At 75.6% G+C, this 23,556-nt stretch carries 24 protein-coding genes; 15 read left to right on the forward strand and 9 right to left on the reverse strand.

From position 1 onward, the window contains the following. Positions 1-15 precede the first annotated feature (15 nt). Entirely contained in the window at positions 16-1,026 is a 1,011-nt protein-coding gene (locus ACFQ80_RS13690) for a GlxA family transcriptional regulator (RefSeq protein WP_430564033.1), read from the reverse strand. Positions 1,027-1,116: 90 nt separating this feature from the next. On the opposite strand from ACFQ80_RS13690, the gene ACFQ80_RS13695 reads away from it, so the two are divergent. After that, a complete protein-coding gene (locus ACFQ80_RS13695; RefSeq protein ID WP_430564034.1) occupies positions 1,117-1,725 on the forward strand; it encodes an isochorismatase family protein in 609 nt (202 codons plus the stop codon). Between the two features lie 10 nt (positions 1,726-1,735). On the opposite strand, the gene ACFQ80_RS13700 is transcribed toward ACFQ80_RS13695, so the two are convergent. Both ACFQ80_RS13700 and ACFQ80_RS13705 read right to left on the reverse strand, forming a co-directional pair. After that, a complete protein-coding gene (locus ACFQ80_RS13700; RefSeq protein WP_430564035.1) occupies positions 1,736-2,950 on the reverse strand; it encodes an amidohydrolase in 1,215 nt (404 codons plus the stop codon). Further along, positions 2,947-4,167 carry a YncE family protein gene (locus ACFQ80_RS13705; RefSeq protein ID WP_430564036.1) on the reverse strand — a complete coding sequence of 407 codons (1,221 nt, stop codon included), beginning with the start codon at positions 4,165-4,167 and terminating at the stop codon, positions 2,947-2,949. The genes ACFQ80_RS13700 and ACFQ80_RS13705 overlap by 4 nt, the downstream gene beginning before the upstream one ends. 50 nt (positions 4,168-4,217) lie before the next feature. On the opposite strand from ACFQ80_RS13705, the gene ACFQ80_RS13710 reads away from it, so the two are divergent. From ACFQ80_RS13710 to ACFQ80_RS13720, 3 genes are all read left to right on the forward strand, one after another. Continuing rightward, positions 4,218-4,862: a GntR family transcriptional regulator gene (locus tag ACFQ80_RS13710; protein WP_430550124.1), complete on the forward strand. Its 645-nt coding sequence runs from the start codon at positions 4,218-4,220 to the stop codon at positions 4,860-4,862. 180 nt (positions 4,863-5,042) lie between these two features. Then, the gene (locus ACFQ80_RS13715; protein WP_430564037.1) at positions 5,043-6,212 is read left to right on the forward strand and encodes a sensor histidine kinase; all 1,170 of its coding nucleotides are present in this window, start codon (positions 5,043-5,045) and stop codon (positions 6,210-6,212) included. After that, on the forward strand, positions 6,209-6,838 hold the full coding sequence (locus ACFQ80_RS13720; RefSeq protein ID WP_430550122.1) for a response regulator: 630 nt from the start codon (positions 6,209-6,211) through the stop codon (positions 6,836-6,838). Before ACFQ80_RS13715 ends, ACFQ80_RS13720 begins: the two co-directional genes overlap by 4 nt. Before the next feature lie 4 nt (positions 6,839-6,842). Here ACFQ80_RS13720 and ACFQ80_RS13725 read toward each other — a convergent pair whose 3' ends face one another. Together ACFQ80_RS13725 and ACFQ80_RS13730 are read right to left on the reverse strand one after the other, a co-directional pair. Further along, a complete protein-coding gene (locus tag ACFQ80_RS13725) occupies positions 6,843-9,440 on the reverse strand; it encodes an ATP-dependent DNA ligase (RefSeq protein ID WP_430564038.1) in 2,598 nt (865 codons plus the stop codon). 83 nt (positions 9,441-9,523) lie between these two features. Then, complete coding sequence (locus ACFQ80_RS13730; RefSeq protein ID WP_430564039.1) at positions 9,524-10,390, reverse strand: alpha/beta fold hydrolase; 867 nt, start codon at positions 10,388-10,390, stop codon at positions 9,524-9,526. Between the two features lie 101 nt (positions 10,391-10,491). On the opposite strand from ACFQ80_RS13730, the gene ACFQ80_RS13735 reads away from it, so the two are divergent. From ACFQ80_RS13735 to ACFQ80_RS13760, 6 genes are read left to right on the forward strand one after another with little or no spacing between them, the layout of a single operon-like run. Beyond that, positions 10,492-11,880, forward strand: coding sequence for an ABC transporter ATP-binding protein (locus ACFQ80_RS13735; RefSeq protein ID WP_430564040.1), 1,389 nt, complete (start codon positions 10,492-10,494; stop codon positions 11,878-11,880). Continuing rightward, positions 11,880-12,653, forward strand: a complete 774-nt coding sequence (locus tag ACFQ80_RS13740) for a hypothetical protein (RefSeq protein WP_430564041.1) — start codon at positions 11,880-11,882, stop codon at positions 12,651-12,653. The genes ACFQ80_RS13735 and ACFQ80_RS13740 overlap by 1 nt, the downstream gene beginning before the upstream one ends. Positions 12,654-12,663: 10 nt before the next feature. Next, the gene (locus ACFQ80_RS13745; protein WP_430564042.1) at positions 12,664-13,881 is read left to right on the forward strand and encodes a sensor histidine kinase; all 1,218 of its coding nucleotides are present in this window, start codon (positions 12,664-12,666) and stop codon (positions 13,879-13,881) included. Between the two features lie 5 nt (positions 13,882-13,886). Continuing rightward, positions 13,887-14,579 carry a response regulator gene (locus tag ACFQ80_RS13750; protein ID WP_430564043.1) on the forward strand — a complete coding sequence of 231 codons (693 nt, stop codon included), beginning with the start codon at positions 13,887-13,889 and terminating at the stop codon, positions 14,577-14,579. Positions 14,580-14,625: 46 nt separating this feature from the next. After that, positions 14,626-15,402, forward strand: a complete 777-nt coding sequence (locus ACFQ80_RS13755) for an SDR family NAD(P)-dependent oxidoreductase (RefSeq protein WP_430564044.1) — start codon at positions 14,626-14,628, stop codon at positions 15,400-15,402. A 24-nt stretch (positions 15,403-15,426) separates the two neighbouring features. Further along, positions 15,427-15,705, forward strand: a complete 279-nt coding sequence (locus ACFQ80_RS13760; protein ID WP_430550117.1) for a glutaredoxin family protein — start codon at positions 15,427-15,429, stop codon at positions 15,703-15,705. A 40-nt stretch (positions 15,706-15,745) separates the two neighbouring features. On the opposite strand, the gene ACFQ80_RS13765 is transcribed toward ACFQ80_RS13760, so the two are convergent. Beyond that, complete coding sequence (locus ACFQ80_RS13765; protein ID WP_430564045.1) at positions 15,746-16,573, reverse strand: ABC transporter permease; 828 nt, start codon at positions 16,571-16,573, stop codon at positions 15,746-15,748. Continuing rightward, positions 16,570-17,541, reverse strand: coding sequence for an ABC transporter ATP-binding protein (locus ACFQ80_RS13770; protein ID WP_430550115.1), 972 nt, complete (start codon positions 17,539-17,541; stop codon positions 16,570-16,572). The genes ACFQ80_RS13765 and ACFQ80_RS13770 overlap by 4 nt, the downstream gene beginning before the upstream one ends. A gap of 113 nt (positions 17,542-17,654) precedes the next feature. Here ACFQ80_RS13770 and ACFQ80_RS13775 point away from each other — a divergent pair, with 113 nt between their 5' ends. The 3 genes from ACFQ80_RS13775 to ACFQ80_RS13785 are packed head-to-tail and all read left to right on the forward strand — an operon-like array spanning position 17,655 to position 19,719. Continuing rightward, positions 17,655-18,785, forward strand: coding sequence for a sensor histidine kinase (locus ACFQ80_RS13775; protein WP_430564046.1), 1,131 nt, complete (start codon positions 17,655-17,657; stop codon positions 18,783-18,785). Next, positions 18,782-19,456: a response regulator gene (locus tag ACFQ80_RS13780; RefSeq protein WP_430564047.1), complete on the forward strand. Its 675-nt coding sequence runs from the start codon at positions 18,782-18,784 to the stop codon at positions 19,454-19,456. The genes ACFQ80_RS13775 and ACFQ80_RS13780 overlap by 4 nt, the downstream gene beginning before the upstream one ends. Positions 19,457-19,497: 41 nt before the next feature. Continuing rightward, positions 19,498-19,719 carry an SCO4848 family membrane protein gene (locus tag ACFQ80_RS13785; RefSeq protein WP_430550112.1) on the forward strand — a complete coding sequence of 74 codons (222 nt, stop codon included), beginning with the start codon at positions 19,498-19,500 and terminating at the stop codon, positions 19,717-19,719. A gap of 25 nt (positions 19,720-19,744) precedes the next feature. Here the strand turns inward: ACFQ80_RS13785 and ACFQ80_RS13790 are convergent, their stop codons facing one another. Next, positions 19,745-20,134 carry a nuclear transport factor 2 family protein gene (locus ACFQ80_RS13790; RefSeq protein WP_430550111.1) on the reverse strand — a complete coding sequence of 130 codons (390 nt, stop codon included), beginning with the start codon at positions 20,132-20,134 and terminating at the stop codon, positions 19,745-19,747. An 89-nt stretch (positions 20,135-20,223) separates the two neighbouring features. On the opposite strand from ACFQ80_RS13790, the gene ACFQ80_RS13795 reads away from it, so the two are divergent. Next, positions 20,224-21,204, forward strand: a complete 981-nt coding sequence (locus ACFQ80_RS13795; protein ID WP_430564048.1) for a Ku protein — start codon at positions 20,224-20,226, stop codon at positions 21,202-21,204. Positions 21,205-21,214: 10 nt separating this feature from the next. Here ACFQ80_RS13795 and ACFQ80_RS13800 read toward each other — a convergent pair whose 3' ends face one another. After that, the gene (locus ACFQ80_RS13800; RefSeq protein ID WP_430564049.1) at positions 21,215-21,772 is read right to left on the reverse strand and encodes a TetR/AcrR family transcriptional regulator; all 558 of its coding nucleotides are present in this window, start codon (positions 21,770-21,772) and stop codon (positions 21,215-21,217) included. A 108-nt stretch (positions 21,773-21,880) separates the two neighbouring features. Between ACFQ80_RS13800 and ACFQ80_RS13805 the strand changes: the two genes are divergently transcribed. Then, a complete protein-coding gene (locus ACFQ80_RS13805; RefSeq protein WP_430550108.1) occupies positions 21,881-23,437 on the forward strand; it encodes an MFS transporter in 1,557 nt (518 codons plus the stop codon). Positions 23,438-23,556: the final 119 nt, after the last annotated feature.

The following is a 23,556-nucleotide window of genomic DNA, read 5'->3' on the forward strand; positions in this document are numbered from 1 at the left end:
CGGCCGCCGGGGGCGTCAGCCCGCGAGGCGGAACCGGGCCCGGTACTGCGCGGGCGTGGTGTCGAGCCGGCGCCGGAACGCGCGGGTCAGCGTGTCGGTCGTGCCGAAGCCGCAGGCGGTCGCCACGCGCTCCAGGGTGTCGTCGGTGGTCTCGAGCCGCTGCCGCGCCGCCTCGACGCGGACCGACTCGACGTAGGCCGCCGGCGTGGTGCCCAGCTCGGTCTTGAACAGCCGGGTGAGCTGCCGCGCGCTGACGTGCGCCCGCTCGGCGAGCTCCGCGACGGTCAGCGGGGCGGCGACGTCCCGCAGGACGTGATGACGCAGGTCGTCCACGCGCCGGGTGGTCGCGCGGGGGTCCGTGGCGACCGAGAACTGGCTCTGCCCGCCCGGCCGCTTGAGGAACATCACGAGCTGCCGGGCCACGCGCAGCGCGAGCTCCTGGCCGTGGTCGTCGGCGACCAGCGCCAGCGTCAGGTCGAGGCACGCCGTGAGCCCGGCGCCGGTCCACACGTCGCCGTCGCGCACGAAGATCGGGTCGGCGTCGACCCGGACGCCCGGGTGCTCGGCGGCGAGCTGCCGCGCCGTGGACCAGTGCGTCGTGACCCGGCGGCCCTCCAGCAGGCCCGCCTCGGCGAGGACGTGCGCCCCCACGCAGACCGACGCCACCCGGCGGGCGCCGTCGGCCAGCGCCTGCACGCGCGGCACGAGCGCGGGGTCCACGACGGCGCGGACGTGCCGCTCGGCGTCGACCCGGACCGCGCCCGGCACGACCAGGGTGTCGACCCGCCGGCCGGCCAGGTCGTCGAACGTGGCGTCGGGCAGCACGCGGACGCCCGCCGACGTGGTCACGGGGTCGGTGGTCTCCGCGGCGAGCACGACCTCGTAGCCGGTCGGGCCGTCGAGCTCGCGCGCCAGTAGCGCGAAGACCTCGGCCGGTCCGGTGACGTCGAGCAGGTCGACACCGTCGAAGAGGGTGACCACGACGAGCCGTTCGATTATGGGGATGTCCGAATCTGCGGGTTGCATGACATTGCCGACACCGTACGCCGGTTCGTAGCGTGGGGAGCGTGCCGCCACCTCGGCGCCCGATCCCTCGACCTCCTGCGGAAGGACACCATGACCAGCACCACCCTGCGCGAGCTCAGCGGCGCCGACCCGACCCCTGCGGACCTCGCCGAGGCGACCGTGATCCTGGTCGACTACCAGAACACCTACACGCGCGGCGTCATGGAGCTGGACGGCTGGGCGCCGGCCCTCGACGCCGCCGCGGACCTGCTGGCCCGCGCCCGCGCGGCGGGTGCCACGGTGATCCACGTGCAGCACGACGGCGGCGCCGGCTCGCCGTACGACCTCGCCACCGACCTGGGCCAGATCCACCCGCGGGTCGCGCCCGCGCCGGGCGAGGCCGTGGTGACGAAGACCGCCCCGGACTCGTTCCGCGGCACCGGGCTCGGCGACCTGGTGGACGCGGCCGGCCATGTCGACGTCGTGGTGGTGGGCTTCATGACGCACATGTGCGTCGCGTTCACGTCCCAGGGAGCGGCGCTGCGGGGCAACCGGCCCACCGTGGTCGCGGAGGCCTGCGCCACCCGGTCGCTCGCCAGCGCCGTCGCGCCGGTGCCCGCGGAACAGCTCCACCGGGCCGCGCTCGCGACGGTCGCCGACGCGTACGGCGTCGTCGTGGCGACCGCCGACGACCTCACCGGCCAGGCCGCGGCCGCCTGACGCGAGCCGGTCAGACGAGCACCTCGCCGTCGCGGGCGACCACCCGGCCGCCCGCGACGACGAGCGCCCGGGCCGGCGCGCGCACCACGGCGTCGGGCACGTTCTCGGCGTCGACGAGCACCACGTCGGCCGGCGCGCCCGCCACGAGGTCGTGGACCTCGCGGCCCACGAACCGGGCGGCGTCCGCGGACGCGACGCGGGCGGCGGTGACGAGCTCCTCGTCGTACCGCAGGCCCGACAGCCGGGCGAGCTGCGTGGTCAGCGCGAGCAGGTCGCCCGTGCCGTACGGGGACCACAGGTCGCGGATGCCGTCGGTGCCCAGGCCGACGGGGACACCGGCGTCGCGCAGCGCCAGCAGCGGCAGGGGAGCGGCGCCGATCGGCGCCACCGTGGTCATGGTGATCCCGGCCTCGGCCATGGCCGCGACCAGGTCGGCCTGGCGCGACCCGGCGAGCTGGCCGACGGCGAAGCCGTGCGCCACGTTGACCCTGCCCTGCAGCCCGGCCCGCAGGGTGCGGTCGATCATCAGCTCGATCTGGAACGCGCCGAGCTCGCCCCCGTCGTGCAGGTGCACGTCGACGCCGACGCCGCGCTCCTCGGCGATCGCGAACAGCCCGTCGAGCTGCCCCACCGGGTCGCGGTCGATCGACGCGGGGTCGAGGCCGCCGACGTGCTCGGCGCCCGCGGCCGCCGCCCGGTCCAGCAGCTCCAGGACCCCGGGGCGCCGCAGCACGCCGTCCTGCGGGAAGGCGACGATCTCCGCGTGCACGGCGCCGCCGAGCGCCGCGACCGCCTCGCGCACCACCTCGATGCCGCGCAGGCCCACGCCGAGGTCGACGTCCACGTGCGTGCGCACCGCCGTCGTGCCGGTGCGGACCGACTCGCGCAGCACCGCCAGCGTGACGTCCACGCCGGGGATGCCGAGCTCGTCGCGGTGCGCGCGCTCGTGCGCGATGCGCGCGCGGACGCCCGGCTCGCCGCCGTAGCTCACCCACGGCTTGCCCCACCACGACTTGTCGACGTGCGCGTGCGCGTTGACCAGCCCTGGCAGGGCCAGCAGGCCGCGACCGTCGACCTCCCCGGCCATCGCGCCCTCGGCGGGCGCCGCGGTCGCGTCGTGCGGCGCGACGGCGGTGATCGCGCCGTCCGCCACGTGCAGGTCGGCGGCGTCGCCGCCCCAGGGGCGCACGTTGCGGATCACGGTGACGTCGGGGCTGCTGGTCATGGGCGGTCCTCCTCGAAGGGGACGACCGCCTGCGGTCGTCCGGGGATGGTGATCTCGTAGCTCTCGTCGGCGCCGTCGAGCGCCGCCGCGAGCGGGACGACGGTCGCGCCGTCCCAGGCCTCCTGCTGGGTGTAGCCGCCGGCGAGCACGCCGTACGCCTCCCCGTCGGGTCCGCGCCACACGGTGACCGTCTCGTGCCGGCGGTCGGTCGGGAGCACGACGTCGGCGCCGTCCGGCCCGACCACCTCGATGCTCGGGCCCGACCCGGCGTTGCCGAACGGGCCGTTGCCGGCGATCACGAGGGTGCCGTCGTCGGCGCGGGCCACGCCGTGCTGGTGGGAGTCGGCGGTCAGGTCGGTGGTCGTGACGTCGCCGGTGCCGGGATCGACGCGCGCCAGGGCCCGGCCCTGGTACGGCAGCAGCAGGTCGCCGTCGTCGTCGAGGACGGCGTAGTGCGGCTTCTCGAACGACGCGAGGCCGCCCTCGCGGCCGAACGGCGCCACCTCGATCGCGCGGGCGCGCTCGCGCTCCGGGTCGACGACCGTGACGGTGAACCCGTCGTGGTCGACCGTGTACACCTCGTCGCCGTCGTCGCCCACGAGGACGTCGAACGGGCGCAGGCCCACCGGCACGGAGGAGACGGCCTCGCCCGTGTCGGCGTCGAGCGTCTCGAGAAACGCCGCGTCCCCCGTGCTCACCGCGACGTGCACGCGCTCGCCGTCGGGGGACACCGCCAGCCCGAGGCCGCCGCGACGGTACTCGCCGTAGGCGAGGCGCGTGGTCGCGTGCTCGTACGCGAACAGGTCCGTGCGCTCGCGGGTGTCGAGGTCCACGACCGCGACCCCCTCGGCGGTGGAGACGAAGGCGCGGCGGGAGCCCTCGTCCACGGCGACGTCCCACGGCGCGGTGCCGACGGTGATCTCGTCGACGACGGCGCTGCCCCGGCGGACGGCCGGGTCGACCACCGCGAGCGTGTCGCGCTCGGCCTGCGTGGCCAGCAGCAGCTGGGTTGGGGCGGCCTCGGCCGACGGCGTCGGTGCGGCCGACGTGCTCGGGCTCTGTGGCGGGCTCTGTGGCGGGCTCTGTGGCGGGCCCGGTGTCGTCGTGCCCGCGGGCGGCTGCGGAGCCGCGCAGGCGCCGAGGGCGAGCAGGGTGGTGGCGACCGCGAGGGCCCCTGCGGCACGGGCCGGGCGGCGCGTGCGGCGGGCGGGGGTCACGATCAGATGGTATGCCATATTCTCCTCCGGCTGGCTGGCAGGATGTGCGCATGTCCTCCGAGCTCTCGGCCCCCTTCGAGCCCGAGTCCGTGCGGGTGGCGCGCGTCGTCCGCGAGCAGATCGTGGAGGGGTCCCGGGAGCCCGGCAGCCGGCTGGTCGAGCGCGACCTGGCCGCCGAGCTGGGCGTGAGCCGCATCCCCGTGCGGGACGCGCTGCGCACGCTCGTCGCGGAGGGGCTGGTCACGCCGCGGCCGCGCACGTGGGCGGTGGTCCGCGAGTTCAGCGACGCCGACGTGGACCACCTGCACGAGGTGCGGGAGGCCACGGACCCGCTGCACTTCCGGCTCGCGGCGACGCGCCGGTCGGTGGAGCAGCTCGCCGGCCTGACCGAGGCGTGGCAGCGGGAGGACGCCGCCGCCCGCGCGGGCGACGGCCCCACGGCCCGGCGCGCCGGGGCGGACTTCCACGAGCGCGTCGTCGTGGCCGCCGGGAACCCGGTGCTCGTCGAGCTGCACCTCGTGATCGCCAGCCGGGTGCGCTGGCTGCTCGGACAGCACCTCGACCTGCAGGCGATCGCCGACGAGCACCGCGAGCTCCTCGACGCCGTCCGGGACGGCGACGGCGAGACCGCGGCCCGGCTGGCGCGCGAGCACCTCGCCACCAGCCGCGCCGCGACCCAGGAGCGCCGGGCCTGACGCCGTCGATGTCGGCCTCGTCGTCGGTGTCGTCGTCGGCGCCGTGGGCGAGGTCGGGGGTGAGGTCATCGGCCCAGGCTCGTCGGCCGCGTCGCGCCGCCGCATCGGGCGTCCGGGGCGCGGGGGATCGTCCGAACGGATGAGGTGCGGACGCATCGTGCGCGGCTAGCGTGGTCGTCCGTGCCCGGATCCCTCACCCGCGGGGTGCACCTCGCCTTCGCCGCGCTCGTCGTGACGTCGGCGGCGCGCTACCTCACCAACCACGGCCTCGACGGCCAGTGGTGGCTCGTGGTCGCGCTGCTGCTGGCGGTCGCCGTCGCGTACGCGGGCCTCGTGCTGCTCGCCCGCCGGTCCGGCGGGGTCGGGCCGGGCGCCGTCGTCCACGGCGTGCTGGCCGTGCTGCTCGTGGCGTGGTCCGCGCTGGTGCTGGTCGCTCCGAGCTTCGCGTGGTCGGCGATCCCCTTGTTCTTCGTGTGCCGCAGCCTCGTGCCGGTGCCCGCGGCGCACGTCCTCGTCGGCGCGGTCGCGGTCGTCACGGGCGTGGCGCTCTTCGACCTGTCCGGCCGCAGCGACTGGGCGGCCGCCGTGGCTCCGCTCGTCGTGGCGGTGCTGCTCAGCCTCGCCTACGACGCGATTGTGCGGCAGGCGGGCGAGCGCGTGCGGCTCCAGCACGAGGTCGCCGTCCTGGCCGAGCGCGAGCGCGTGGCGCGGGAGATCCACGACACCGTGGCCCAGTCGCTGTCGTCGGCGGTGCTGCGCCTCGAGGCCGCCGACCAGCGCTGGGACGCCGACCCCGACGCCGCCCGCGACGACGCCCGGCAGGCCGCCGTCGCCGTGCGCGCCAGCCTCGGCCAGACGCGCGACCTCGTGCACGACCTCGTCGACCCGTCCCCGGCGACCGGCGGGGTCGCGCCCGCCGACGTGGAGGCGGCGGTCCGGACCGCGGCCCGGCGGCACGTCCCCGACGCCGAGCTCACGGTGGTCGGTGACCGCGTGCCGGTGGGGCCGGAGGTCGCGCACGCGCTCGCGCGGATCGCCCAGAGCGCGGTCGCGAACGTGCACCGGCACGCCGGCCCCGCGCGACTCGGGCTCACCCTCACCTACCTGCCCGACGCCGTCGCGCTCGACGTGTTCGACGACGGTCGCGGCTTCGACGTCGCCGCGGTGAGCTCCCGCGCCGCCGGGCCGGACGGCGGGTTCGGGCTGCGCGCCATGCGCCAGCGGGTGGAGCAGCTCGGTGGCACGATCACGGTGGAGAGCGCGCCGGGCGAGGGGACCGTCGTCGGGGTGCAGCTGCCCGTCGCGGGAGGGCCGCCGGCGACCGGACCGGACGACCAGGAGGACGCATGAGCGACCCGATCACCGTGCTGCTCGTGGACGACCACCACGTGGTGCGCGCCGGGCTGCGCGCCCTGCTCGACTCGCAGCCGGACCTCACCGTCGTGGGCGAGGCGGGCACGGCCGACGAGGCCCTCGACGCCGTGGCACGGCTCGCGCCCGCGCTCGTCGTCATGGACCTCGAGCTCGGCGCGGCGGAGGACGGCGTGGCCGCCACCCGCCGCATCAGGGCCGCCCACCCCGACGTCCCGGTGCTCGTGTTCAGCGCCTACGACACCGACGCCGACGTGGTGCGCGTCGTCGACGCCGGCGCCATCGGCTACGTGCTCAAGGACGCCCCGCCCGCCGAGATCTTCGCCGCCGTGCGCGGCGCCGTCGTCGGGCGCAGCGTGCTCTCCCCGCCCGTCGCGTCCCGGCTGATGCAGCAGGCGCAGAACCCCGGCAGCGCGCTCACCCCGCGGGAGGCGGAGCTGCTCACGCTGCTCGCCCAGGGGCTGAGCAACCGCGAGCTCGGCCGCCGGCTGTTCATCTCCGAGGCGACCGTCAAGACCCACCTCGCGCACGTGTACGCCAAGCTCGGCGTCGAGTCGCGGGCGGCCGCCGTCGCGCACGCGCTGCGGGGACAGACGGTGCGCTGACGAGTCAGCTCTCGACGCCGACCTGGTCCGGGCGCTTGTCGTCGCGCCACCCGCGCCACACCGAGTGCCGCAGCCGCGGACCCTCGTCGTCCGCGCCGTCGGTCGCGCCGAGGTCGGCGGGGTCGCTCGTCCAGTCGCCGTACGTCACCTCGGCCACCCGCTCGGGCGCGGCCCACCGCGCGTGCACCGCCTCGGTGCGGGGCACGCCGTCGAGCGGCGCGTCGTCCACGGGCCGCAGGCGTCGGACCACCTCGCGCCGCTCCGCCTCCTTGAACCCCGTGCCGACCTTGCCCACGTACCGCAGCACGCCGCCGTCGTCCGGCACCGCCAGCAGCAGCGACCCGGCTACCCGCGCGTCCTCCCGACCCGTCCCGGCATGCAGCGGGCGCCAGCCCACGACCACCACCTCCTGGGTGCGGGCGTGCTTGATCTTGAGCCAGTCGCGCGAGCGGCGGCCCGGCGTGTACGACGACCGGCGTCGCTTGGCCACCACGCCTTCGAGCCGCATGAGACGGCTGGTCTCCAGCGCCTCGTCGAGCGTGCCGTCCAGGGCGTCGGGCACGTGCACCGGGCGGCGCGGCGTCACGACCCGCGCCAGCTCCGCGCGGCGCTCGGTGTACGGCCGGTCGGTCACCGCGCGCCCGCCTACGACCAGCACGTCGAACAGCACCAGGTCGACCCCGACCGCGCGGCGCGCCTTCTCGACGTCGCGCGGCCGGGAGAGGCCCGCCCGCTGCTGGAGGCGGCGGAACGACGGGCGCCCGTCCGCGTCGAGGGCGACGATCTCGCCGTCCAGCACCAGCGGCAGGTCGTCGTCCGCGACCATCTCCGCGACCGCCCGCAGCTCCGGGAACGTCACCGTGAGGTCCTGCCCCGAGCGGGACGTGAGCCGCACGGCACGCTCGTCGTCGCCGTCCGTGCCGCCATGCAGCACCTCGACCACCGCGCGGAAGCCGTCCCACTTGACCTCGAACGCCCAGTCGTCCGGGTCCAGCCGCGCGAGCTCGCCCGGTGGCGCCGTCGTCGCGAGCATCGGGCGCGGCGTCTCGGGCGGCGCGTGGTCGTCAGGCGCACGGTCGGGGGCCGGCGACCGTCCCGCGGGGGCGTCGTCCGCGTCACCGCCGTCGCCTCCACCGTCGTCCGCGCCGTCGCCCGCGCCGTCGTCCTCGTCCCCGGGCTGTGCCTTCGTGCGGTGGATCAGCCACGAGTTCTGGTCGTCGCCCCCGCGCCCGCCGGTGCGGATGAGGGCGAGACGTCGTGAGCCGCGCCGCTCGCTGTGCAGGACGGCGATCACCTCGTCCTCGCGCCACTTCTCCAGGTCGTAGGTGCCGGCGTCCCAGATCGTCACCTCGCCGCCGCCGTACTCGCCCGCGGGGATGCTGCCCTCGAACGCGCCGTACTCGAGCGGGTGGTCCTCGGTCTGCACGGCCAGGTGGTTCTGCTTCGGGTCGGTGGGCTCGCCCTTCGGCAGGGCCCAGCTCACCAGGACGCCCTCGTGCTCCAGCCGGAAGTCCCAGTGCAGGCGGCGGGCGTGGTGCTCCTGGACGACGAAGGTCGGCGCGCCGTCGCGGGGGTCCGGGCTCTCGGGGCCGAACGGCTCCGGGGTCTTCTCGGGGTCGCGCTTGGCGCGATACGTCTCGAGCTTCTCGGCCGGCGTGCGCTCGAACGTCGCCATGCGCTCCGGCGTGGGCTCGAGCTGGGCCAGGTGCCCGGCCGCCAGGGGCTCCAGGAGGTCGCCGTCGCGCTCCAGGCGCTCGACCACCTCCGTGAAGGTGAGGTGGCGCAGGTCGGGGTCGTCGAGCTCGTCCCAGGTGCGCGGCGCGGCGACGGTCGGCTCGTCGCGGCCCCGCAGCGAGTACGGCGCGATGGTGGTCTTGGCGCCGTTGTTCTGCGACCAGTCGACGAGCACCTTGCCCGCGCGCAGCGACTTCTTCATGTCGCTGACGACGAGGTCCGGGTGCTCCGACTCCAGGTGGCGCGCGAGCTCGTGCGCCACCGCCGAGACGGCGTCCGCGGTGAGGGAGTCGTCGTGACCGACCAGCGCCGCGTACAGGTGGATGCCCTTGGAGCCGCTCGTCACGGGCAGCGGGTCGAGGTCCATGCCGCGCAGGATGTCGCGCGCCAGCCGCGCGACCTCGGCGCACTCGGCCAGGCCCGCGCCCGGCCCCGGGTCGAGGTCGAGGACCAGGCGGTCCGGGGGCATCGGCGTGCCCGTGCGGCCGAACCGCCACTGCGGCACGTGGATCTCGAGGGTGGCCGTCTGACCCAGCCACGTCAGCGTGGCGAGGTCGTTGACCAGCACGTAGTCGTTGGTCGACGTGCGGTGCTTGATCGAGCGCCGCGGCACCCACGACGGCGTCGACGCGTCCAGGTTCTTTTGGAAGAACATCTGCCCGGCGACGCCGTCCGGCCACCGCTTGCGCGTCGCCGGGCGGTACGCCGCGTGCCGCAGCAGCGCCGGTGCCACCTGGGCGAGGTACTGCAACACCTCGCCCTTCGTCGTCCCCGTGGCCGGGTAGTACACCTTGTCCAGGTTCGTCAGCTGCAGGCGGCGGTCGTCGACCGTGACGGTCTGCGGCTTGCTCGACGACGCGCGTGCCATGCGGACATCGTCGCGCGAGGGGTCGATGCGCGCGCCTCGGGCGGGGACGCCGACCATCAGGAGGCGCCAGGGCGACCGCCGGGTCACGCGGGGGCGAGGAACTCCCGCAGGGCGGCGGCCACCTCGCCGGGAGCCTCCTCGGCCTGGTGGTGGCCGGACCGGATGAGGCGGTGCCGCAGCGGCCGGTCGAGCCACGGCTCCCAGATGGCGGCGGGGTCGCCGTGGATGTCCAGGTCGTCCTCGGTCGACTCGAGCAGGAGCGTCGGGCATCCCACCCGTCGCCCCGCCGCGCGGTCGTCCTCGTCGTGGCGTCGGTCGATGCCGAGCCCCGCGCGATAGTCCTCGCACATCCCGTGCACGACGGCGGGGTCCCGCAGCGCGTCCCACACGTCGGCATGGTTCCCGGGCCCGATGACCTCCGGCGGTGGCGTGCGGTACCAGGCGTCGGGGTCGGCGTCGATGACGCGCTCGGCGGGCTTCTCGTCCTGGGCGAGGAACCACCAGTGCCACCAGGCGCGGGCGAACCGCGCGTCCGTCCGCTCCAGGTGCTCGACGACGGGCAGCCCGTCCATGACGACGAGGTGCGTGACCCGCTGCGGGTGGTCCATGGCGGTGCGGAAGGCGACCAGCGACCCGCGGTCGTGGCCCACCACGGCGAAGCTGTCGTGGCCCAGGGCGGACATCAGGTCGACGACGTCCCGGGCCATCGCCCGCTTGCTGGACTGCGCGTGGTCGGGCGCGTCGGGCGGCAGGGTCGACCTCCCGTAGCCGCGGAGGTCGGGGCAGACCACGGTGTGCTGCTGCGTGAGCAGAGGCGCGACGGCGTGCCACGTCGTGTGGGTCCGGGGGTGCCCGTGCAGCAGCACCACCGGCGTTCCCGTGCCGCCGTGCCGCACCCGCACCGTCACCTCGGGAAGGTCAACCCTGTCCTGCCGGAAGCCGTCGAACATGGGGCGACACTAGCGACGTGCCCCGGTGGTCGCCTCACGCCGGGGGACGGGCGGCACGCACCCTCCTGCCCGGCGGACGCGGGCCGTCCCGGTCTGCCACGATGTCCGGCATCGACGCCCCGCCCGTCGAGGCACCCCGCGCACCGGGAACGGCGCTGACGGCCCACGAGCGCGCGCTCCTGGAGCGGGTCTGCGCGGGGCCGTGGCGCGGTGCCGCGGAGGCCAGGGCACAGCTCGCGCACGCGCGGTGGGGCGGCAAGGACCACGAGGGCGACGCGTGCTTCCTCCTCGGCGTCCCGGCCGTACCGGGTCTGCCGAGGATCCCTCCGCACGACGGCGGCCCGATCGCCTCTCTCGAGGTGCTCGACGGGGACGACGGTCTCGGTGTCCTCGAGCTCTGGGTGGAGGACGGCAGGCTCTACTCGCTCGACTACAGCACGTTCGGCTCGTCGAGGTGCTCCCCGACGTCCGTCTGGTCCGCGGCGACGAGTGAGAGGGCCCGGCCGGCGTTCCGTACTTTCGTCGGTACCGGGCGCGAGGGCGGAGCGGCCATCGTGTGGCCCATGCTTCAGTTCGCAGGGATCAGCAAACGCTACGGACCGGTGACGGCACTGGACCACGTGTCCTTCGGCGTCGAGGAAGGGACGGTGACCGGGCTCCTCGGGCCCAACGGGGCGGGCAAGTCGACGCTCCTGCGGCTCCTGGTAGGTCTGGACCGTCCCACCGGCGGGTCCGCGACCGTGGCCGGCCACCGCTACCGGGACCTGCGCCGGCCGCTGCGGGTGATCGGCACCCACCTGGGCGGCCGCCCGGTGCACCGCCGTCGGTCGGCCCGTGCCCACCTGAGGAGCGTGGCGCAGACCCACGGCCTGCCGCGGGCGCGCGTCGACGAGGTGCTGGAGCTGACCGGGCTCGCGGAGGTCGGGCACCGCGCGGCGGGCGGCTTCTCCCTGGGCATGGGCCAGCGGCTGGGCCTCGCCGGCGCGCTGCTGGGCGACCCGGCGGCCCTCGTCCTGGACGAACCGGTGAACGGGCTGGACACCGACGGCGTCCGGTGGATCCGGGAGCTGTTGCGGCAGCTCGCCGACCAGGGACGCACCGTGCTGGTCTCCAGCCATCTGATGAGCGAGGTGCAGCTGGTGGCGGACCGGGTCGTCGTGCTCGGCGGCGGGCGCCTGCTCGCCGACACGACGGTCGCCGAGCTCGCGGGTCGGGCTCGCGACGAGGTGGTCCTGCGGACGGCGGAGCACGGCGCGGGCGATCGGCTGCGGGCGCTGCTGCCCGCCGCCACGATCCGGCCCGTCGACGACCAGGGCGACGACGGGGCGTGGCGGGTCACCGGCGCGACCGAGCGGGAGGTGGGGCTCGCGGCCCGCGGCGCCGATCTCACGGTGCTGCACCTGGCGCGGGAGACGGCGGACCTCGAGGCGGGGTACCTGACGCTGGTCGGCGACCGGGGTCAGCAGGTCACCGGCGTGGAGGCCCGCTGATGTCCGGGAGGAACGCCACCGTCGAGGTGGGAGCCGCGACGTCGGCCGTGGTCGACCTGGTCCGCTCGGAGTGGGGGAAGGCGTGGTCGGTGCGCGCGCCGGCCGCCTGCCTCGCGGGGGCGGTGCTGCTCGCCGTGGCCACGGCGTTCACCCTGGCGAACGACCAGGTCCGCGCGATGCAGACCGGGGAGCTCCCCGCCGGCACCCTGGTGCCCGTCCCGGAGATCCTGGCGTCGTCCGCCGTGTTCGCGCAGCTGGTCGTCGTGCTGGCGGCCCTCCAGCTCGTGACGCCCGAGTACGCCAGCGGCCAGATCGCCACCACGTTCCTGTCCCACCCACGCCGGTGGGTGGTGGTGCTCACCAAGGCCGCCGTCGCGGGGCTCCTCGGCGGGTTCACCGGCCTGCTGACCGGCCCCCTGGGCCTCGCGGCGACAGACCTCGCCCTGGGCGGCGCGCCACGGGCCACGGTCCCGGCGGCGGAGGCGGCCGTCGTGACGGCGGGCGTGTTCGCGTGCGCGGCGATGGTCGCCGTGGCCCTCGGGTTCCTCACGCGGAGCGGGGTGGCCGCGCTGAGCGCGGCCTTCGTGCTGCTGGTCCTCACCCTGGCGGCCCCGGCGGCGACGGGCAAGGTGTTCCCGGGGGTGGCGGGCAGTGCGCTCGTCTCCGGCACCGGTGACCCGTACGCCCGGTGGGCGGCCCTGCTGGTGCTCCTCGCCTGGGTCGTCGCGAGCGTCGGCGCGGCCGTGGTGAGCGTGGAGCGGCGTGACGCCTAACCTCGTCCCGATGGCTCGGTCCGGTGCAGCACGCTGGCTGCCGGTGCTCCTGGTCGCGGCCCAGGTCGTCGTGGGCGCGTTGGCCTGGCAGTCCCGGAGCTGGATCCTGCTCGCGTTCGGCGAGCTCGCCCTGCTGATCGGTGGCACGGGCCTGTACGGCGTGGTCCGCTACCGCGACCTCCGGGACCGCTACCGCCGCGAGCGGGAGGCGGCGCGACGGCTCGCCGAGCGCCGGCAGCTCGCCGACGAGGTGCACGACCTGGTCGGCCACGAGCTGAGCGTGATCGGGATGCGGGCCGCCCTGCTGCAGCTCCGCACCACCGGGGACGAGTCGGTGCTGGCCGGCCAGGTGCGCAGCGACGCGGAGCGGGCCGTCGTGATGCTGCACGAGACGGTGGCCACGCTGCACCGCACGCCCTGGACCGACCCGGCCGAGGCCGACGTCGCCGCGGTGATCGAGCGGTTCCGCCGCGCGGGCGCGGACGTGCACCTCGTCGGCGACCCGGACGTGCTGACCAGGGCGTCGGTGTCGACGCGCGTCACCGCGCACCGGGTGGTGCGCGAGGCACTGACGAACGCGGCCCGGCACGCTCCCGGGGACGCGGTGACCGTCGTGGTCCGCGGCGCGGACGACATGGTGACCCTCGAGGTCCGGACGCACGGGTCCGGCGATCCCTCGCCCGCCGTCGACCGCGACGACCCGCGGGGCGGCGGGGGCGGCGGTCTGGAGTCCCTGCACCGCCGTGTCCAGGCGATCGGTGGCGCCTGGGAGGTGGCCACGCGGGCGGACGGGCACCGGGTCGTCGCGCGGCTGCCGGCACGCGCCGTGCTCGGGGCAGAACCTGAGGCCGGGGCCGCGCCCGAGTTCTCCGGTCCTCGCTCCGCCCGCCGGCCGCTCGCGGCGCTCGTCGGGCCGCTCGTGCTTCCCGCGGTCCTCGTGCTGCTGGGCGGGGCCGGCTACTGGACGTGGGCGTCGCACGACGCCACCGTCGAACCGGTGGACGCGGCCGCCCTCCGGGTCGGCATGCCCGCCGCCGAGGCGGCGGAACGCCTGCCCGAACGGGAGGCGCCGGTCAGGCTCGCCCGCGCGCCGGGACCCGGGCCCGGGTGGGACTGCCGGCAGTACACCGACGGCAACGTGCCGCTCGCGATGGCCACGCTCGAGGTGTGCACGAACGGCGGGACCGTCGTGCGCGTGACCGACCTGAGCGAGATGCCGCTCCTGTGACTTCTGTGCCTGCGACGACCGCTGCTGCCGAGGCCCGCACCGTCCGGGTCGCCATCGTCGACGACGACCCCCGGGTCCGGCAGACCCTGCGCGAGATCCTGGCCAGCGACGCGGGCGTCTCCGTCGTCGGCGAGGCGGCTGACGGCCGCGAGGCGCTGGCGCTGCTCGACCGCTGGGCCGCGGAGGTCGTCGTCCTGGACGTGCGCATGCCGGTCCTGGACGGCATCGCGACCCTCCGCCGGCTCCGAACTCGACGGGACACCCCCCGGGTACTGATCCTGACCAGCTTCGGGGAGTCCGAGTACGTCCGTGACGCCATCGAACTGGGTGTGGACGGGTTCCTCCTCAAGTCGGGCGACCCCCACGACCTGCTGCGTGCGGTCCACGGGCGGTCCGACGCGGAGACCTACCTCTCGCCCGGTGTCGCACACATGGCGGCCGCGGAGCTCAGGCGAGGCCGCGCCCGGCGCCAGGCCGGCGAGGACGCCGCACGACGACTCGGTGCCCTCACACCGCGCGAGCGTGACGTCGTCGAGGCGCTGGCGGAGGGCGCCACCAACGCCGAGATCGCCGGGCGGCTCCACCTGGCCGAGTCCACGGTCAAGGCCTACGTGAGCGCGGCGATCGACCGTGCGGGCGTGCGCAACCGGGTCGAGCTCGCCTGGCTCCTGTGGTCGGCGGCCGCGATGGACGGCTGACGCCCGTCGCCGTGCCCACGGTCGGCGGGATGGCAGAGTTTCCCCCGTGTCGGACGCCTATCTCTCCTCCCTGTTCTCCCTCGACGGCCGGACCGCTCTGGTGACCGGCGGCAGCTCCGGCATCGGGCGTGCGATCGCGGGCGCGCTCGCCCGGGCCGGAGCGCGCGTCGTCGTCCTGGCCCGGCGGGAGGCGGAGCTGGACGACACGGTCGCGGAGCTGCGGGCGGACGGCTGCACCGTCGACCGCGTCAGCGCGGACCTGAGCACCCGGGCCGGCGTGCGGGCGGCGGCCGAGGAGGCGGCCGCCGTCTTCGGCGAGCCGGACGTCGTGGTCAGCTCTGCGGGCATCAACCTGCGGCCGCCGCTGGGGGAGACGGACGACGCCACCTGGGACGCGACCATGGCCGTCAACCTCGAGGCGCCCTACCTGCTGGGGCAGCGCTTCGGGCCCGGCATGGCGGAGCGCGGGTTCGGCCGGCTGATCCACGTGTCCTCCCAGCAGGCGCACCGTGCCTTCGTGCAGTCCGGCGTCTACGGGGTGTCCAAGGGCGGCCTGGAGTCGCTGGCCCGCTCGCAGGCCGAGGCCTGGTCGTCCCGGGGCGTCACCGCCAACACGCTGGTGCCCGGCTTCGTCCTCACGCCGCTGAACGCCCGGCTGCAGTCCGACCCGGCGCGGGTCGAGGCGCTCGCGGCCCGCACGATGGTGGGCCGCAACGGGCTGCCCGACGACTTCGCCGGCGCCGCCGTCTTCCTCGCCGGCCCGGCGTCCGGCTATGTGACCGGACAGTCACTGTTCGTGGACGGCGGATTCTCCGCTCACTAACCCCATGGGGGTATGGTGCTGCGCATGACCGACGACACCACGACCGACCTCCGCCGCCCCGCGACCCTCACGATGTACGGGGCCACGTGGTGCGGCGACTGCCGCCGCGCCAAGCGCGTGCTCGACACCCGCGGCGTCGAGTACGTGAACGTGGACCTCGTCGCCGACCCCACGCGGGCCGACGACGCCGAGGCGATCAGCGGCCGCAAGAACATCCCCGTGGTCGTCTTCCCCGACGGCGAGTTCTTCGTCGAGCCCACGGACGCCGAGCTCTCCGCGAAGCTGGACGCGGTCGGCCTCTGAGGCCACCGGCCCCGGGCCGCGCGTGCGCCGCCCGGGGCCGTCACTCCCAGCGGAACCACGCGGCCGCCGCGCCGCCCGCGACGACGGTGGTCGCCCCCAACCCGACGAGGGCGGACCCCGGCAACGCGACGCCGGCCCACGCCGCGCCGAGCGCGTCGACGGAGGCGCCGAAGGGGAGCCAGCCGCCCAGCGTGGCGAGCGCGTCGGGCAGGTTCTCCCGCGACCCGAACATCCCGCCGAGCGCCGCGAGGCCGAAGAACGCGACGAGGCCGATCGCCACCGCGGAACCCGGCGTCGGCGCGACGGCGGCCACGAACATCCCGACCGCGTACATCGCGGCGATCGCCAGCGCCAGCACGCCCGCCGCCACCCACGGGTCGGCCGGCGGCGAGGCGCCCAGCCACACGAACGCGACGCCGAGGGCGATGGCGATGCCCAGCAGGATCTGCACCACCCCGACGAAGGCCTGCGCGCCGAGCACCATCGCCGGGGACGCCGGGGTGACGCCGAGGCGCTTGAGGATCCCGGAGCGGCGGTAGTAGGCGAGGAAGCTCGGCATGTTGATCACGCCGACCGTCGCGACCACCATCGTCAGCGTCAGCGGGATCACGTAGACGTCCAGCGGCGTGCGCCCGCCCGTCCCGGGGACGACCTGGTCCAGGCCCGGCGCCAGCCCGTTCATCACGAGGATGAGCAACGGCATCCCGAGCGGGATCACGAGCCCGGCCGTGTCGCGGGCCACCATCCGAGCCTCGGCGACCGTGAGCGCGAGCCACGCCCCCGCACCGGGCCGCACCGGGCGCGAGGGAGCGCCCGGCTCGGGCAGCTCCAGCACGCGGGGGGTGGTGGGATGGCGGGCGGTGGTCATGATGCCTCCAGGGGGCTTCCGGTGAGGGCGAGGAACGCGTCGTCGAGGGTGGGCCGGCGCAGCTGCGTCTCGGTCGCGACCACGCCCGCGGCGGCGAGCGCTGCGCCCACCGCGTGCAGCAGGTCGCCGCGGGACGGATCGTCCGCCGCCGTCGTCCCCGCCGCCGCGGCGCCGGCGACGACGAGCCGCGGGCCGGTCGCGTCGACGTGCTCGACGACGGGCAGCCGGGTCAGGAGGTCGGCGGCGCCGGGGTCGTCGGTGCGCAGGGTGACGGTGGGCCGCAGGCCGGCCAGGTCGATCAGCTCGGCGGCGGTGCCGCGCGCCACGACACGGCCGGCGTCGAGGATCGTCACGTGGTCGCAGAGCCGCTCCACCTCCTCCATGAGGTGGCTGACGAGCAGGACGGTGACGCCGTCGGCCCGCAGGTCCTCGACCAGCGACCACATGCTGCGCCGCGCCTCGGGGTCCAGGCCGGTGGTGAGCTCGTCGAGGATGACGGCCCGCGGCGCGCCCACGAGGGCCAGCGCGACCGAGACCCGCTGCTGCTGCCCGCCCGACAGCTTCTCGAAGCGGACGTCGCGCGAGGCGCCCAGGCCGACGCGCTCGACGAGCAGGTCGGGGTCCAGGCCGCGCGGGTAGAAGGACCGGTACAGGCGCACGAGCTCGAGGACCGTCAGCGCGCCGTGGAGGTACGCGCCCTGCAGCTGGACGCCGAGCACGCCGCGCACCCGGCCGCGGTCCGTGCGCGGGTCGAGCCCGAGCACCCGCACCCGCCCGGAGTCCGGGGACCGGGCGCCGGCCAGGAGCTCCACGGTGGTGGACTTGCCGGCGCCGTTGCGGCCGAGCACGCCGGCCACCTCGCCCGGTCCCACGGAGAGGCTCACGTCGTCGAGGGCGACCACCGGTGGGCGGCCGCGGCCCCGGGTGCGATAGGTCTTGCGCAGGTGCTGCGCCACGAGTGCGGTCATGGCGGCGACGCTACGGACGCGGCCGGCGCCGTCGCGCGTGCCGCCGGTCACGACCTGCGCCCATGACTTCCGGCACTCCTCGTCGTCCCGCCTCGCCGGATAGCGTGGGGACCGTGCGCCGGCTGGGACCCGAGGAGACGTCCGGGCTGACGATCCTCGTCGTCTGCCTGGCGGTCGTCGTGCCCGTGCCCTTCGTGGCGGAGCCGGACCGGATGCTCGTGCCGCTCGCCGTCTGGGTGCTGCTGGCGCTCGCGTGGCTCGCCGCGACGGTCGTCGTCGTCCTGCGGCCGCCCCGCACCCGCGCCGCCTACGCCGGTCTCGCGGCACAGGCGCTGCTGACCGCGGCCCTCGTGATCACGGTGCCCGGGATCGGCTGGCTGCCCATCCTGCTGGTCTTCGGTGCCGCGCTGAGCACGTACGTCGGTCCGACGCGCGTGGTCGTCGCCGTGATCGTGGCGAACACGCTGGCCCTGCTCGTCGCCTTCCTGCTCGCCCCGGGGGACGCGCGGCCCTTCGAGATCGTGCTGTCGCTCGGGCTCTACCTCCTGCTGCAGGTGGCCAGCGCGGCGGTGAGCGTGGCGCTGCAGCGCGAGCAACGGATGCGCACCGAGCTGACCGTCGCCCACGCGGAGCTCGCCGCGGCGGCGGTGCTGGGCGAGGAGGCGACCCGCGCGTCCGAGCGCCTGCGCATCTCCCGCGAGCTGCACGACCTCATCGGGCACCAGCTCACGGTGCTGACGCTGGAGCTCGAGTCCGCGGCGCACCTGCCGCCCGAGCGCGCGGCGGAGCACGTGGAGCGGGCCCGCACCGTGGCGCGCGAGCTCCTCGGCGACGTCCGTGCCACGGTGGGCGAGCTGCGCCGCCGCGCGCCGGACCTGCGCGAGGCCCTCGCCGCCGTCGCCTCCGCCGTGCCGTCCCCGCGGGTCGAGGTCGACGTCGCCGAGGACGTCGTCGCGGACGAGGAACAGACGGCGGCCCTGGTCCGCGTCACCCAGGAGGTCGTGACCAACGCCGTGCGGCACGCGGAGATGGCGACGGTGCTGCGGATCGAGGTCGCGGCGGACGACGACGGCGCCCTCACCCTCGTCGCCCGCGACGACGGCCTCGGCTCGGAGCCGGTCCGGATCGGGCACGGGCTCGCGGGCATCGTCGAACGGGCCGAGGCCCTGGGCGGGGGCGCGACGTTCGACGCGTCGGCGGGGTTCACGGTGCGGGCACGCCTCGCCGCGCGGGCGGCGTCGTGACGGCGGGCCCCGCGCCCGGGGGGCCGCGCGACCGCGTGCGCCTCGTGCTCGCCGACGACCAGACGCTCGTGCGGCACGGCATCCGCAGCCTGCTGGAGATCGCGGGCGGCATCGACGTGGTCGCGGAGGCCGAGGACGGCGCGACGGCGGTCGACGCGGTCCGGGAGCACGAGCCCGACGTGCTGCTGCTCGACCTGCGGATGCCCGGCCGCGACGGGATCTGGGCGCTGGAGACGCTGCGCGCCGCCGGGCCGGAGGTCGCGGTCCTCGTCCTGACGACGTTCGACGACGACGCTCTCGTGCTGCGTGCGCTGCAGGCGGGGGCGCGGGGCTACCTGCTCAAGGACGTGACGCTGGAGCAGCTCGCGGACGCGGTGCGGACCCTGGCCGCGGGCGACACCCTGGTGCAGCCCGCGGTGACGGCGCGCCTGCTGCGGGCGGTCCGCTCCGGGCCCGCGCCGGCCGACGTCGCGCCGGCGGAGCTCACCGGGCGGGAGCGGGAGGTGCTGCGCCTCATGGCCCAGGGGTGGTCGAACCGCGAGATCGCGGACGCCCTCTACCTCGCGGAAGGCACCGTGAAGAACCACGTGTCCAACGTGCTGCTCAAGCTCGGCGCCAAGGACCGCACCCGGGCGGTGCTCCTGGCGCTGCAGGGCGGCCTGCTCGCCTGAGGGTTTCCTCGCCGGACGGGTCGTGGCCGATACTCGACACCGTGGAGATCCCCGTCGTCTGGTCCGTCGTCCTGCTCGTCGCCGCCCTGTGGAACCTGGCGGTGTGGCCCTCGTTCTGGCGCCGCGTGACCAAGGACCCCCGCGCCCGCGACGACGCCGGTCGCCCTACCCGGTTCTTCACCGTGCACGCCGTGCTGGTGGGCGTCTCGATGCTGCTCGCCCTGCTGGTGGGCGTCGTGGGCGTGCTCGGCCTCGTCGGCTGACGCCCCGGCCGGTCGGACCGGCCCGTCAGCCGGCGTCGTACCGCTCGACCAGGTGCTCGCGCCCGGCCGGCGGCTCGGACGGCTCGGGCCAGATGTCGGTGACGCGCCGGACCAGGCCGTCGTCGGAGACGTCGAGCCAGACGTTCGCGATCATCCGCTCGTCGCCCACGCGCGCGTCGAGCCACAGGGCGGCCCGGGCGCCGTCCGCGACCACGTGCCGCACGGTCAGGTGCCAGTCGCCGGGGTACTCCTGGTTGAAACGGAGGTACGCGTCGCGGCCGCGGATCCGCTCGCGGCTCTGCGGCATCTCGTAGACGACGTCGGGGTCGAGGAGTGCGCCGAAGGCGGCCCAGTCGCGGCGCTCCAGCGTCGCGGCGTAGGCGTGCGCGACCTCGCGCGTCGTGGCGGTGTCCATGGCGAGACCGTAGGCGCGGCGTCCGACATCCGCCCGGCCGGCGCCGGCGCACGCTGGCGGGGTCCGGCGGCTCGCGTGACGATGGTCGCATGAGGGCGATCTGGAAGGGCGCTGTGACCTTCGGCCTGGTCAACGTGCCGGTCAAGCTGTACAGCGCGACCGAGGACCACGACGTGCCGCTGCACCAGGTGCACGACGAGGACGGAGGGCGCATCCGCTACCGGCGGGTGTGCGAGCTGGACGGCGAGGAGGTGCCGTACCAGCACATCGACCGCGCCTACGACGACGGCGAGCGGACCGTGGTGCTCACGAAGGACGACTTCGCGGCGCTGCCGGCGGAGGCGAACCGGGAGATCGAGGTCGTCGAGTTCGTGCCGAGCGACCAGATCGACCCGATCATGCTCGACCGCACCTACTACCTCGAGCCGGACTCCAAGAGCCCGAAGGCGTACGTGCTGCTGCGCCGGACGCTCGAGGAGACGGACCGCACGGCGATCGTGAAGTTCGCGCTGCGCCAGCGCACCCGGCTGGCGGCGATGCGCGTGCGCGACGAGGTGCTGGTGATGCAGACCCTGCTGTGGGCGGACGAGGTGCGCGAGGCCGCGTTCCCCTCGCTCGACGGGTCCGTGACGGTGTCCGACAAGGAGCTGGCGATGTCCGGCCAGCTCGTCGCGAGCTACGAGGCCGACTTCGCGCCCGAGGAGTACGAGGACGAGTACCAGGTGCAGCTGCGCCAGCTCATCGACGCCAAGATCGAGCAGGGCGACGCGCTCGACACCTCCGAGACGTTCGGCGAGCAGCCCGAGAAGGAGGACGCGGACGTCATCGACCTCATGGAGGCGCTGCGCCGGAGCGTCTCGGGTTCGAAGGGCGGGTCGAAGGGCGGGTCGAAGGGCGGGTCGAAGGGCGAGGCGGAGGAGAAGGCCCCCGCGAAGAAGAAGGCCCCGGCGACGAAGCCTGCGGCGAAGAAGGCGCCCGCGAAGAAGGCGCCCGCGAAGAAGGCCCCGGCCAAGAAGGCGCCCGCGAAGAAGACGCCCACGACGAAGACGGCGGAGCGCAAGACGGGCTGAGCCCGCCCTGTCACGCCGGGGCGCCCCGGGCGGGGGCGCGGGCGGCGGCGATCTCGCGCACGAGCGTCAGCAGCTCGTCGATCTCGTGGTCGTCCGGGCCGGTCGCGCCGACGGAGGCGAGGGTGTAGAGGCCCTCGCCCATGAGGGAGACGGCCCGCGCGAGCACGGGGTCGCCCAGCTCGTCCTGGACGGCGGCCGTCCAGGCGGTCTGCGCGTCGTCGAGGACGGCGCGGGCGCGCGGGGAGGCGCCCTGCGCGACCCGGGACGCGGCGAGGTACACGACCTCGAACTCGCCGCCGATGACGGTCGAGGTGCGCAGCAGGTAGTCGGTCGCGCCCTCGGGGGCGGTGCGCATGGCGTCGACGTCGGCGGCGGTGAGGACGGCCAGGTGGTCGAGCAGCCCTTCGACGAGGGCGTCCTTGGAGGGGAAGTGGTAGAGCAGGCCGCCCTTGGACACGCCGGCCCGCTCGGCCACCGCGTCGAGCGTCGCGGCTCGCTCCCCGGACTCGACGAGGAGCTCGGCGAACGCGCGCAGGACCTTGGCTCGGGCGGCGGGGGCGGGAGGCATGTCGACAGCCTAGTGGCGAGGTGTTACTGTACCGGCTGGACGGTGCGGAAGTTCGGCATCACCATGTCGCCCCGGCCGTCCGCAGCGTGTGAAAGGCACCTCAGGTTCATGGCTCAGACCCAGGTGACGACGCACCCCACTCCCTCGGCCACGAGCCGCCTCGCCCCCGCGCGCCCCGCCGGCGCCGGGCGTCGCTGGGCGGCCCTCGCCGTGCTGATGCTGCCGGTGCTGCTCGTCTCGATCGACAACACGGTCCTCAGCTTCGCCCTGCCGCAGATCTCGGAGGCACTCGCCCCGGGCGGCACGCAGCTGCTGTGGATCGTCGACGTCTACCCGCTCGTGCTCGCCGGCCTCCTCGTGCCGATGGGCTCCGTCGCCGACCGCGTCGGCCGCCGCCGCCTGCTCCTGATCGGGGCCGTCGGCTTCGCCGTCGTGTCCGCCGTCGCGGCCTTCGCGCCGACCGCGGGCGCGCTGATCGCCGGCCGCGCGGGCCTCGGCTTCTTCGGTGCGATGCTCATGCCGTCCACGCTGTCGCTGCTGCGCAACGTGTTCACCGACCGCGACGAGCGTCGCCTCGCCATCGCGATCTGGGCCGCGGGCTTCGCGGCGGGCTCGGCCGTGGGACCGATCGTCGGCGGCCTGCTGCTCGAGCACTTCTGGTGGGGCTCCGTGTTCCTCCTCGCCGTGCCGGTGCTGGCCCTGCTGCTCGTGCTCGCGCCGGTCTTCGTGCCCGAGTCGCGCGACCCGGCCCCGGGCCCGGTCGACCCGGTCTCGATCGTCCTGGTCATGGCGGCGATGACCCCGGTCGTGTTCGGCATCAAGACGCTCGCCAAGGGCGCGCTGCCCTCCCTGGGCCTCGCGTCGATCGCGGTCGGGCTGCTCATGGGCGTGCTCTTCGTGCGCCGGCAGCTGCGCCGCCGGAACCCGATGCTCGACGTGCGCCTCTTCGCGGTGCCCGCCTTCACCGGCAGCGTGCTGGTGAACCTGCTGTCGGTGTTCTCGCTGGTCGGCTTCCTGTTCTTCGTGTCGCAGGACCTGCAGCTCGTCATCGGGCTCTCGCCCGTGCAGGCGGGGCTCGTGCTGCTGCCGGGCACCGTGGCGATGGTCGTCGCCGGCCTGGCCGTGGTGAAGGTCGTGCGCCGCGTGCGACCGTCGCACGTCGTCGCGGCCGGGCTGGCGCTGTCCGCCGTCGGCTACCTCGTCACGGCGCTCGTCGCCGGGCGCGGCGAGGCCGGCTGGCTCGGGCTCGCGTTCGTCGTCCTGGCGATCGGCGTGGGGTCGGCCGAGACCGTCTCCAACGACCTCATCGTCTCGACGGTCCCCGCCGCCAGGGCGGGCGCCGCCTCGGCGATCTCCGAGACCGCGTACGAGGTCGGCGCGGTGCTGGGCACCGCCGTCCTCGGCGGGATCCTCACCGGGTCGTACCACGCGAACGTCGTGGTGCCGTCGGGCGTGCCCGCCGCGGACGCGGCGTCGGCCGCCGAGACCCTCGGCGGCGCGACGAGCGTGGCGGCCGACCTGCCGGCCGGCCAGGCGCAGGCGCTGCTGGACTCCGCGCACGCGGCGTTCGGCAGCGGCGTCGTCGTGACGTCCGCGATCGGCTTCGTCGCGGTGCTCGTCGCCGCGGGGATCGCGCTGACGACGCTGCGCGCCGTGCGCTCCTGACGCCCGACGCCGTCCGTGAGGGCGGTGTCACACCCGCGACGGCGGCGCCACCGGCGAGGACGGTGGCGCCGCCGCCCGCGTTCGGCGAGGGTGGTCGCGATGAGCGACCAGCACGCCCA

The organism is Isoptericola sp. NPDC056578, assembly GCF_042793275.1.
Lineage (GTDB): Bacteria > Actinomycetota > Actinomycetes > Actinomycetales > Cellulomonadaceae > Isoptericola.